The organism is Brachyspira hampsonii, assembly GCF_002214805.1.
In the GTDB taxonomy this organism is placed as follows: Bacteria; Spirochaetota; Brachyspiria; order Brachyspirales; family Brachyspiraceae; genus Brachyspira; species Brachyspira hampsonii.
This window is the reverse complement of record NZ_CP019914.1, coordinates 3,030,880-3,043,235: the sequence shown is the minus strand read 5'-3', so window position 1 is coordinate 3,043,235 and position 12,356 is coordinate 3,030,880. Positions and strand designations below refer to the sequence as shown.

The following is a 12,356-nucleotide window of genomic DNA, read 5'->3' as shown; positions in this document are numbered from 1 at the left end:
AAGAGCCTTTAAGCCCGAAATTTTTATTAACAACAACCATAAAAATTGTGAGCATCTCTTAAATTTATTTGGCAGATAATTTGCCAAAGGCACGCAAAGCGAGTGAACAATTTTTATTAGCAATAACCATAAAAATTGTGAGCACCTGCTAAATTTATTTAGCAGATGATTGAAGCGAACAATTTTTATTAGTAATAACCATAAAAATTGTGAGCACCTGCTAAATTTATTTAGCAGGTGATTGAAGCGAACAATTTTTATTAGTAATAACCATAAAAATTGTGAGCACCTGCTAAATTTATTTAGCAGGTGATTGAAGCGAACAATTTTTATTAGTAATAACCATAAAAATTGTGAGCACCTGCTAAATTTATTTAGCAGGTGATTGAAGCGAACAATTTTTATTAGTAATAACCATAAAAATTGTGAGCACCTGCTAAATTTATTTAGCAGGTGATTGAAGCGAACAATTTTTATTAGTAATAATAGGAGCAATTATGCAAAAAAGAAAATTAGGTAATTTGGAAGTATCAGAAATAGGTTTAGGCTGTATGGGATATGGTGTCGTGTATGATGAGCATTATGACAAAAGAGAATTAATATCCGTTATACATGAGGCTATAGAATTGGGTATTAATTTTTTTGATACGGCAGAGGCTTACGGTCCATACAAAAATGAAGAGGTTGTAGGAGAGGCATTAGAAAAATACAGAGATAAAGTTGTAATAGCTACAAAATGCGGAATAAAAACTGTAAATGGCAAACCTGTACTTAATGCTAAAAGAGAAACTATAATAAAATCATTGGAAGGTTCATTAAAAAGACTTAAAACGGACTGTATTGATTTGTACTATATTCATAGAGTTGATCCTAATACTCCAATAGAAGAGGCAGCCGATACAATGAAAGATTTAATAAAAGAAGGTAAAATAAAACATTGGGGAATTTCTGAAGCAGGTATTAATACTATAAAAAAAGCTGATGAAGTATGCAAATTGACAGCTATACAAAGCGAATATTCTATAATGTGGAGAGAGCCAGAAAAGGAACTTATACCGTTGTTAGAAAAATTAAATATTGGTTTTGTACCTTTCTCACCTTTAGGTAAAGGTTTTTTGACAGGAAGATTTAATAATGCTTCAGACTTTTCAAATAATGATTTTAGAAGCTCTATTCCTAGATTTCAAAAAGAAAATATAAAAGATAATTATACTTTAGTTGAAGTTTTGGAAGATATAGCAAGAAGAAAAAATGTAACAAAATCTCAAATAGCATTAGCTTGGGTAGTGCATCAAAAACCATTTATAGTACCAATATTCGGAACAAGAAAAATAGAGAGATTAAGAGAGAATATAGCTTCTGTCAATGTAGAGTTTAGCAAAGAGGAATTAGAAGATATTAATAAAGCTATTTCAAGCATAAAAATATACGGAGAGAGATATCCAAAGGAGCATTTAGAGATAGTAGGAAAATAAAGAATTAATTTAAGAATAAGTTTATTGATAGCAATAAATATAAAAATTTCGGGCGTCTGTTAAATTTATTTAGCAGATACTATGCCAAAGACACGCAAAGCGGCAAACAATTTTTATTAGCAATAACCATGAAAATTGTGAACATCTGCTAAATTTATTTAGCAGATACTATCCCAAAGACACGCAAAGCAGCGAACAATTTTTATTAGCAATAACCATAAAAATTGTGAGCATCTGATAAATTTATTTATCAGATACTTTGCCAAAGGCACGCAAAGCGGGCGAACAATTTTTATTAGCAACAATAGGAGCAATTATGAAAATATTAATAGCATATTATTCGCATTCAGCAAATACTAAAAAACTTGCTGAACTTATAGTAAAAGTTTTAAAATCAGAATTTCAAAATGTAAAAATAGACTTCTTCTATACTGAACCAGAAAAACCATACTCATCAAACTATAATAAAGTACTAGACGAAGCTAAAAGAGATATAAAAAATAATCATAAACCAAAACTAAAAAACAATATTGTAAGCATAGATGATTATGATGTTATATTTATAGGAAGTCCCAATTGGTGGAATACAATAGCAAGTCCTGTAGGATCTTTTATAAGCAGTTTTGACTTTTCTAATAAAATTATTATGCCTTTCTGTACGCATGGAGGAGGCGGAGCTGGTATAATAAGAACAGATATAGAAAAATTAACTAAATCAAAACATGTTGGAAAAATATTAAGCGTATATGGAAATACAAGCAGTATAAATAATTCAGAAAGCGAAATAGAAAAATGGATTAAAAATATAAAAATAAATGTAAAATAAAAAATTTAATAATTAAAAAATAAGGAGAAATAAAATGTCAGATTATGAATACCAAAAAGCACCAGAAAAAACAGTATTTATAAAAAAAGGAGAAGGAAGAAAATTTAAAGGTTCAAAGGAATGTTTCACAGGCGATGTTGAAGTAGAATTATTAACAGATGCTAATGAAGATTCTCACTTTTCTGTAGCCTATGTAACATTTGAAGCAGGTGCAAGAAGTGCATGGCATACTCACCCATGCGGACAGCATTTGATAGTAGTTGAAGGCATAGGACTTACTCAGGAAGAGGGAGGAGAGATTTTAGAGTTTCATGAGGGAGAAGCACTTTACTGCCCTAAAGATAAAAAACATTGGCATGGAGCCTCTCCAGACTGCAGAATGAAGCATATTGCAATAACAGGCGATAAAGACGGTAATAATGTTACTTGGTTAGAACATGTTACTGATGAAGAATATAATGCTTATAAAAATAATAAAAAATAATATTTGATTTTTATTCTATAACTTTTTCTACATAATTTTTTAATCTTAAATAAATATTAGTAAAATATATTATAAACTTCATTTTTAATTTAAAAAAAGGAGGAAATTATGAAAAATAAAAAAATACTATCAATATCTGTTCTGATTATAGCTGTAATAGTTTTTTATGCATTAAACAAATCAGAGAATAATATAATTCAAAATCAGCAGGTTTTTGCTCAGGAAGTAAACACACAGGCAAATAATTCAGGGGATGAAAAAATGATAAATGATAATTTGATATTATTAGAAGGCGGAAGTTTCATGATGGGAAGCCCAGATACTGAAAGACAGCGTGATAAAGATGAAGTTTTACATGAAGTTGTGATAAACCCTTTTTATATAGATCCGTATGAAGTTACTCAAAAGGATTATCAAAATATTATGGGTAAAAATCCAAGCCATTTTAAAGGTGAAAATCTTCCCGTAGAAAATGTTACTTGGTATGATGCTATAGAGTACTGTAATGCTTTAAGCAAAGCCAAAGGACTTACTCCAGCATATACCATAGAAGGGAATACAGTAAAATGGAATAGAAATGCTAATGGATACAGACTTTTAACTGAAGCAGAATGGGAATATGCCGCAAGAGCTGCTACAAGAACAGTATTTAATTCTCTTAATCATATTACAAGCGATAATGCCAACTTTGAAGGAAGCTATCCGTATCTTATAGAAGAAAATTATGTTAACCCTCATAACCCTGATGTAAAAACAAGCCGTTATAGAGGAAGAACATTAGAAGTAAATAGTTTAAGTCCTAATCAATTCGGGCTTTATAATATGCATGGCAATGTATCAGAATGGTGCTTTGATTATTACGGAGAATATGATACAGAAAATAATAACAATCCTTATGGTAATCAAAACGGTTCTTTAAGAGTAAGCAGAGGCGGAAGCTATATTGACTTTGCCAAACATTTAAGAGCTGCATATCGTTCTGCATGCAATCCTTTAAGCACAGACAGAAATACAGGATTTAGAATAGCAAGAAATGCAAAACCTATTAATGACATTATAGAAACAGCTTATTCTCTAAATATAAAAATACCTCAAAACCCTAAAATATTAATAGCTTATTTTTCTTATTCTGGAAATACCAGAAACGCTGCTGAGATTATAAAAGAAAAAACTGGGGCTGATATAATAGAAATAAAAATGAAGACCCCATACAGAGGAAGAGGAAACATATATGAAACATCTCAGATAGATTTAAATAATAATGTATATCCAGAATTAACAGATCATGTTCAAAATATGGAAAAGTACGATATAATACTTTTGGGCTACCCTACTTGGTGGGCTACTATGCCGATGCCTGTATTTTCATTTATAAAAGAATATGATTTTTCGGGAAAAAGTGTTATTACATTCAGCAGTCATGGGGGTACTATGTTTGGAGAAAGTGTTTCCGATTTGGCTAAACTTATACCAGATGCTTATGTAGGATTAGCTTTAGAGTTTAATTATTCTGGAGGAAGAGAATTAGAAAATAGAATTTCTGAGTGGTTAAAATTAAATGCCATAAATGAAATATAATTTGAATTTTTACATAAAATTTTTTTTATTTTCCTTTTATTTATATAGTTTATATACTCCAAATATTTATAAAAGTATTGGGAGTTAAGTAAGAAATTTAATAAGGCAGACTGTTAATGAAATTAAAAAAAATAATAAAAATTATAATAGATATTCTAATGTATATTATATTTATTTATCTTATGAGCTATAGACCCGGGAGAGGTTTATTTCTTCATGGTATATTTGGTTTTACTCTATTTATTTTATTTATACTTCATCATCTATTAAATATAAAATGGTATGGAAGCATTACAAAAGGAAAATACGGCTTTATAAAAAAACTATTTATAACTATTAATTTTTTATTATTTTTTGATATGATTGTAATGGCAGTAAGTTCTATAATGATGTCTGGAGATATATTTGCATTCTCTCCTTTCATAGCTAATCAGTTTGCAAGGAATTTGCATGTAGTATCAACATCGTCTGGATTTGTACTTATGATATTTCATTTAGGACTTCATACCAACAATATTTTCAGAAGCATATATATAAAAGTGAAAGATACATATTTAAAATACATTTATATTGTTTTATTTTTAATAGTTTTATTTTTGGGAGTATACTCTTTTATAACAAGCGGAATTATTAACTCTATCTTCCTTATACCTAAAGAAAATCATTCATTTTATGATTTATATTTTTATTTTCAGTATATAATGATGACTATAGGAGCTTCTCAAATAGTACATTTAATTTTTATAGTTTCATACAAGATGAATAAAAAATTAAATAAACATTATTGAGTTATAATTAAATACATTATTATCATTAATAAAAATGTTTTCTTCTATATATTCATTAAATCATATTATAAAAATAAGTATACTATATAGATGTATTTATTTCAATATGAGTATTATCATTATCTATCTATAAAAAGGCTTTACCAATAAATAATTGATAAAGCCTTAAAGTTTTTATACTATTTGCTCATGTTTATTTATTTTTCAATCAGCCATTCATCACCATATTTTTTAACTTCTAAAATTACAGACTCTCCTACCTCATTACTTATGCATAGAGAATCTTCATCATAATTTACTATATCTTTAAGCGTCATTTCATTAGTTATAATATTAAGATAATAATCAATCTCCTGTGTAGCTAAAAACCAGTCTGCTTCCATGCCCTCAACAGTTCCATCACTTTGTTTATTTTCTTCCAAATGCTTTTTTATTTCTTCAAAACTATTTTCTAAATTTTTAATATAATTGTCAGAAAAATATCCAGAGTTTTCAAATTTGGATACATAAAGATATACATTCTCTATATTAATCTCATAATATCCGCCGCCCTCAAAATCAAAATCTACAATTTTATTAAAAATATCATTTAATTCACTGTAATTTTCAGCATACCATCTGCAAGCATTATAATACGCCTTTTCTTTAGTGCTTTTATCATCAGCATTTATTACTTCAGGAGTTTTTTTATATATACCAGTAAATCCATAGCTTCCATTAGGCTCTGTTACAATAATAGTATCAGCACTTATAGGCTGAATAGATATAATATAACCTCCATCCATTCCTACAGTCTCTTCATAATCTAAAGTATGAGAACCTATACCGCAATAAGGTTCGACATACTGATTTTCTTCTAATACCATTTTATCTGTATCTGTGCTTTGAATATTAGTTACTGTTTGTCCATTTTCATCTATAGTTATATTAATAGCATAAAAATAGAAAGTTTCATCATTGTTTTTCTTTAATTCTATAGAAGCATTATAACCATTTGTATATACATTATTAAAATTATAAGTATTAATATTGCCTACTTCTTCCGGTCTGTAATCTGATTCTGATATTAATATACCTTCCATTCTTTCATTATATTCCTGAAAAGTTACATCTGATTTATTCTCATAAGGAAAATTATCAAAATTAGGATTCTCTTTTACTTCTCTGTAGTAGTAATTAGAATAATAATTTTCTTTTTCCCATTTAGTAATTATAGTTTCATTAGGATCGCTTTCATAACCTTGATAATTATCTTCATAGAGAATTCCATTTTTTACAGAAAATCCTTTATAATTTGTAGCAATATTACTTGGCCCTTTTTCGTACTTATCCTGTATATTATAAAGTTCATAATAATAAGCATTAGTTCCATCTTTTGAAGATTCAAAGATATAATTTTTATCCTCTCTATAACTTCCAGAATCATATATATATTCTATATCACCGTTATCTTTGAAAGTGTATTTAGCACTGCCACTTATAATGATTTTATTTTTTACCTTTTCTAAAAATGCTTCATCTGCCTGTGATAATATTTCTACTGTTACTCCTAGTATAGTTTCATTTGACTGTACTGCTTCATTTGTATTAACATTGTTATTAGGAGTAGTTTGATTATCAGTTTTATTACCGCATTGAATTATAATTAAAGACATTACTGTAATGAATAAAAATATTTTCTTCATAGTTTTTCCTTAAATCATATTATAAAAACAAGTATACTATGTACATGTATTTATTTCAATATAAGTATTATTAATTATGTATATATTAAAAAATTCATATAAAATAAAAAGGCCTTACCAACATAAAATTTGATAAAGCCTTTACATTTCAAAATAAATAAAAATTAATTAGATTTCTTTTTAAACACTCCGCTAAATCCATAGCTTCCGTTAGGCTCTGTTACCATAATAGTATCAGCACTCATAGGCTGAATAGATATAATATAACCTCCATCAGCACCTACAACCTCTTCATAATCTAAAGTCTGAGAACCTATACCGCAATAAGGTTCAACATACTGATTTTCTTCTAATACCATTTTATCTGTATCTGTGCTTTGAATATTAGTTACTGTTTGTCCATTTTCATCTGTAATTATGTTAACAGCATAGAAATAGAATGTTCCGTCATCATTTTTCTTTAATTCTATAGAAGAATTATTATTTGAATATATACCGTCAAAATTATAAGTATTAATATCCCCTACTTCTTCCGGTCTGTAATCTGATTCTGATATTAATATACCTTCCATTCTTTCATTATATTCCTGAAAAGTTACATCTGCTTTATTCTCATAAGGGAAATTATCAAAGTTAGGATTTTCTTTTACTTCTCTGTAATAGTAATTAGAATAATAATTTTCTTTTTCCCATTTACTCATTATAGTTTCATTAGGATCGCCCTCATATCCTTGATAATTATCTTCATAAAGAATTCCATTTTTTACAGAAAAGCCTTTATAATTTGTAGCTATATTACTTGGTCCTTTTTCGTACTTATCCTGTATATTATAAAGTTCATAATAATAAGCATTAGTTGAGTCTTTTGAAGATTCAAATATATAATTTTTATCTTCTCTATAACTTCCATACTCAAATACATATTCTATATCACCGTTATCTTTGAAAGTGTATTTAGCACTGCCGCTTATAATTATTTTATTCTTTACCTTATCCAAAAATGCTGCATCTTCCTGTGATAATATTTTTTCTGCTGGTATAGTTTCATTTGACTGTACTGCTTCATTTGTATTAACATTGTTATTAGGAGTAGTTTGATTATCAGTTTTATTACCGCATTGAATTATAGATAAAGACATAATGGTAATTAATACAAATATTTTTTTCATAAATACATCCTTTTAATTTAATAAAATATATTGACAAGTATAAGTCAATTATAATAATCTAGCAACCAAAAGAGTAATATCATCAAACTGAGGAGTCTTTCCTCTAAATGAAACAGTTTCATTTACTATATCATCAACTAATTCTTTAGCATCATCATAGTCATTTTTAAGAATATTTTTAAGTCTTTCCTCTCCATATTCTTCTTCAGATTTATTGAAAGTTTCTGTTATTCCGTCTGTAAATAATATGATAGTATCAGAACTAGAATAAGAAATCTGCTTATTTTGATAAGTAGCATTTTCAATAAAACCAAGAGGCTTGCCATGTGTATGCATTTCAAGTATAGAATCTAAAGTGCTGATTTCATATTTTTTTAGTAAATACTGAGTTAAATGTCCCGCATTAGAATATGTAAGAGTTTTATTTTCTGTATCAATAACAACCAAAAAACAAGTAACAAACATACCATTATTAGAATCTTTATAAATATGTTTATTAGTAGCTTCTAATATTTTGGAAGGATCATCCATTTCAGAAAAATACACTCTAAGTATGGAACGAGTCATAGTCATAAAAAATCCGGCACCTAAGCCTTTTCCTGATACATCGGCTATAACTAAAGCATATTTAGTATCGCTTATTTTTATATAATCGTAGAAATCTCCGCCCACATTTTTACTAGGTATGCTTACAGCAGCAATATCAAATAATCCATTGCTTGGAAACTCTTTAGGAAGTACGCTTTTTTGAAGCTGCTCTGTAAAGTTAATTTCTTCTGTAAGAGATTCTTTTATTTTAGATTCTTCAGATAAAAGTATATGCATGTAATTCTCACCTATCTGCTGAGCAAGCATTTCTAATAATGATAAATTACTTAAATTATATGCCTTGTCAATATTTCTCTCAGTTGCTGAAAGAAAGCCTATGATTTCATCCTTAGCCATTATCGGAGCTACCATAAAACTATTTCTAGTATATCTAAGATTCTTATTAGGTCTGAATCTTATATCTTTATCCACATTAAAAGAATAAACAGGTTTTCCTGTGCGTAGAACTTCTGAAAGTACATTATCATCTACAGTTACAACTCCGTATTTAAGAACATCTTCATCAATACCAATCCCCGCCTTAAATTTGAAAACACCATTCTCTTTTAATATAACAGATACTCTATGTGCTTCAAATGCCTCGCAAACTATACTTATATTATCATTAAGTATTTCTTCTATAGTTTCGCATTTATTAATAGATATAGACATCTGATACAAAGCACCAACCTCATAAGCTCTGGACTGTGCTCTGTCATATACCATTTTGTTAACTAAAGCTAAAGATACAAGATTTGCAAATAATGACATTACAACAGTATCTTTTTCTATAAATTTACCATTCTTTTTATTGATTAAAAATAAAGAACCTATATTTTTTTTTCTTACTTTTAGAGGTACAAATAATATATTCTTCAATTCCTCTCCTAAAACCTCTTTCATAGGTATAAAAGCAGAATCTTCCTGAGGATCATTAGAATATAGAGAGCAAGATGTAGTATATGCCCTAACAGACAAAGGCTTCTCGCTGTCTATGATATTGCCAAAAAATTTGCTTCCAAGAGGACCTATGGACATTTCATAATGCAAATTATATAATTCCTGATCTACTAAATATAATAGTATAGAATCTGTATACATTATAGTTTTTATTTCAGATATAATAGTAATTAAAGTTTCATCATGATCATTACTTGAATTCATTCTTTTAATAATTCCGGAAAATACTTCCAACTGTTTTTCCGGATCGTCAACTATATCATATATATCCACAAATTACCTCTAGTATATTAGTTAGTACCCACCATTTTATTATATCATAGAGTATTTTATAGTCAACATATATTTAGTCTTTTTATACTCTTGAAGTTTTTCAATTAATTGTTATATTATATCAAAATTTTAATTCATTTAATTTAAGGAAAACATGAAAAAAAATATATTAATAGAAGGTGTTAATATACCATCGAGATTCTTCTTAGCTCCTATGGCCGGATATACGGACTATGTATTTAGAAGATTATCAAGGAAATTCGGAGCAGGACTTTTAATAACAGAACTAGTGAGTGCTGCTGCTTTAGCAAGACAGGTAAAAAAAACATACATATATATGGAGCATAAAGAAGATGAATACCCTATATCGCTTCAGCTATTCGGAGCAAATGAAGATGATTATAAAAGAGCTATAGAGATAACAGATTTAAAAGGTTTTTCCTTTATAGATATAAATATGGGATGTCCTACAAAAAAAGTTGTAAAAAATAATGGCGGAGCAGGACTTTTAGAAGATACTGATAAAATGATTTCAATATTAAATGCTGTAAAAAGTGTATCGCCTCTTCCGGTGAGCGTAAAAATAAGATTAGGACTAAAAAGAGGCGAAGGCGGAGAAATAGAAAGAGCATTAGCCATGAAAGAAAACGGAGCTTGCTTTCTAGCACTGCATGGAAGATATGCAAGCGATATGTACAGAGGAACTGCTGATTGGGAGGCAATAGCAAAAGTTAAAGAAGCATTAGGTAAAGATTATATTTTAATAGGAAATGGAGATATCAAAAACAAAGAAGATGCACTAAAAGCATTCAATATTTCTAAAGTAGATGGAATAATGGTAGGACGCGGTGCTATTGGAAATCCTTGGATATTTGTAGAACTCAATACTATATTTGAAGATAATAACGAATATAAAATGAGAGAAGAAGATAAATTAAAAAATATAATAAAAGAACATATAAACGGATGCTGCGAACTTTATGGAGAAGTAAGCGGAATACATTTTATGCGTAAATTCGTTATGAAATATCTAACAGGATATAGAATGGAAAATAAAATAGAACTTATGAAATGCGAAAGCAAAGAAGAATTATTTAAAATATTAGATAAAATTATAATAGAATGATATTATAATAGATTTGTTCCAATTATCTAATTTTTAAATAATAAAACATAATGTTTTATTATTGTATAAACTATTATTTTTTATAATTTATAAATTCTAAAATTCATGTATGATACTGTCAAGCAATTTTGAAACAAGTCTATTCCCCAAATCTTGGACCAAATCTATAGCCTACTTGAACACCTATATCTAAATTTTCATAGCTGTCTCCTGATGAAATACTTGAAGCTGATATAGCCTGCCCCCATTTAAAGCCCCAATCATAACCTATATAAAGTCCTATATTCAAAGCATTATTATCATCAAAAAAGAAAGAATAATCAAAAGTGCCTTTTATATATGTTCTAGGCTCGATTTTAGTTTCTGTTTTTATTTCTGAACTAGAATTTTTTAATGAAGAAAAAGAAGCTACTCCGAATTTTACTCCGGAATTAATACCTATAGAAAATCCCTGTATATTAAATTTAGGATAAAAACCTATGTAAATATCATGCACATAACTTTTAAAATTAATATCATTACCTTTTGAATAACTGAATCCTGTAAAACCATATCCCAAAGAACCAAGCAGACTTACCCCCATATTTTCTCTTATATTAAACATATATCCTATATCAGCCTCTATTCCTATTTGAAAATTTCCTCCGTTATTAAATTTTGAATATGGTTCATAAATTGTTACCCCAGCCCCTATAGGTATATTTGCTATTATCTCAAAGCCTCCTATATCAGCATAAGAAATTTGACTTAATAACATTAACAATAAACTTATAAATATTATTTTACATGATTTAAACATAATCATTTCTCCATATAGTTTAACTGATTAGTAATATTATTATAATAATTATTATAATATTTTATATATTTGTCAAGCTCTGTTTCACATTTAAGTGCTATAAAATTTACTCTCCTATTTTTATTAATATCATTTGTATATTTAGGCATTATATCACTATATGGGAAAACTTTAACTCTTTTATAAGAAAATCCGTAAGAAAGTATAACATCTCTTATAACACTAGCCCTTCTCTCTGATAATTTAAAGTTAATATCTCCTTTGCCTTGACCTATAATATCAGCATGCCCTTCTACAACTAAAATGCAGCTTTTATTATTACTCATAAAACTTATAACTTCATTCATAACATATACATAGTCTTCTATGTTATAAGGTTTTTCTTCATTCAATCTGTAATATATTTCTTTATCAGTATCCAGCATCATTCCTCTTTCAGTTTCAATCAAATTCATATTACTGCTTGTATTAAATTCATAATTGCATGGATCCGTTTGTTCAGAAAGTCTGTTCCAAGAAAAATATAATCTTCTTTCAGGTATAAAACATGAGGTCAAAATAAAAGCATTTAATAAAATAAAAAATATATTTAAATATCTCATAAT

10 protein-coding genes and 1 pseudogene are annotated in these 12,356 nt (G+C 28.0%); 6 read left to right on the top strand and 5 right to left on the bottom strand.

Annotated elements, in window-relative coordinates; all coding sequences use genetic code 11:
* Positions 1-497 precede the first annotated feature (497 nt).
* From BHAMNSH16_RS13515 to BHAMNSH16_RS13495, 5 genes are all read left to right on the top strand, one after another.
* Positions 498-1,475, top strand: a complete 978-nt coding sequence (locus tag BHAMNSH16_RS13515; RefSeq protein ID WP_008726755.1) for an aldo/keto reductase — start codon at positions 498-500, stop codon at positions 1,473-1,475.
* A gap of 316 nt (positions 1,476-1,791) precedes the next feature.
* Entirely contained in the window at positions 1,792-2,301 is a 510-nt protein-coding gene (locus tag BHAMNSH16_RS13510) for a flavodoxin (RefSeq protein WP_069731817.1), read from the top strand.
* Between the two features lie 34 nt (positions 2,302-2,335).
* Positions 2,336-2,785 carry a (R)-mandelonitrile lyase gene (locus BHAMNSH16_RS13505; RefSeq protein ID WP_013112976.1) on the top strand — a complete coding sequence of 150 codons (450 nt, stop codon included), beginning with the start codon at positions 2,336-2,338 and terminating at the stop codon, positions 2,783-2,785.
* A 108-nt stretch (positions 2,786-2,893) separates the two neighbouring features.
* Complete coding sequence (locus tag BHAMNSH16_RS13500) at positions 2,894-4,363, top strand: flavodoxin (RefSeq protein ID WP_069731818.1); 1,470 nt, start codon at positions 2,894-2,896, stop codon at positions 4,361-4,363.
* A 116-nt stretch (positions 4,364-4,479) separates the two neighbouring features.
* Positions 4,480-5,151, top strand: coding sequence for a DUF4405 domain-containing protein (locus tag BHAMNSH16_RS13495; protein ID WP_069731819.1), 672 nt, complete (start codon positions 4,480-4,482; stop codon positions 5,149-5,151).
* Between the two features lie 197 nt (positions 5,152-5,348).
* Here the strand turns inward: BHAMNSH16_RS13495 and BHAMNSH16_RS13490 are convergent, their stop codons facing one another.
* The 3 genes and pseudogenes from BHAMNSH16_RS13490 to BHAMNSH16_RS13480 all read right to left on the bottom strand — a co-directional run bounded on the left by BHAMNSH16_RS13490 (position 5,349) and on the right by BHAMNSH16_RS13480 (position 9,826).
* Complete coding sequence (locus BHAMNSH16_RS13490) at positions 5,349-6,836, bottom strand: hypothetical protein (protein WP_069731820.1); 1,488 nt, start codon at positions 6,834-6,836, stop codon at positions 5,349-5,351.
* 176 nt (positions 6,837-7,012) lie between these two features.
* A pseudogene (locus BHAMNSH16_RS13485) lies at positions 7,013-8,005 on the bottom strand (hypothetical protein); the annotation flags it as partial.
* 48 nt (positions 8,006-8,053) lie between these two features.
* Positions 8,054-9,826 carry a GAF domain-containing SpoIIE family protein phosphatase gene (locus BHAMNSH16_RS13480; RefSeq protein WP_069731822.1) on the bottom strand — a complete coding sequence of 591 codons (1,773 nt, stop codon included), beginning with the start codon at positions 9,824-9,826 and terminating at the stop codon, positions 8,054-8,056.
* A 154-nt stretch (positions 9,827-9,980) separates the two neighbouring features.
* On the opposite strand from BHAMNSH16_RS13480, the gene BHAMNSH16_RS13475 reads away from it, so the two are divergent.
* Complete coding sequence (locus BHAMNSH16_RS13475; protein WP_008728987.1) at positions 9,981-10,952, top strand: tRNA dihydrouridine synthase; 972 nt, start codon at positions 9,981-9,983, stop codon at positions 10,950-10,952.
* A gap of 139 nt (positions 10,953-11,091) precedes the next feature.
* Here the strand turns inward: BHAMNSH16_RS13475 and BHAMNSH16_RS13470 are convergent, their stop codons facing one another.
* A complete protein-coding gene (locus tag BHAMNSH16_RS13470; protein ID WP_008728986.1) occupies positions 11,092-11,751 on the bottom strand; it encodes a hypothetical protein in 660 nt (219 codons plus the stop codon).
* 2 nt (positions 11,752-11,753) lie between these two features.
* Positions 11,754-12,353 carry an OmpA family protein gene (locus tag BHAMNSH16_RS13465; RefSeq protein WP_008728984.1) on the bottom strand — a complete coding sequence of 200 codons (600 nt, stop codon included), beginning with the start codon at positions 12,351-12,353 and terminating at the stop codon, positions 11,754-11,756.
* Positions 12,354-12,356 lie beyond the last annotated feature (3 nt).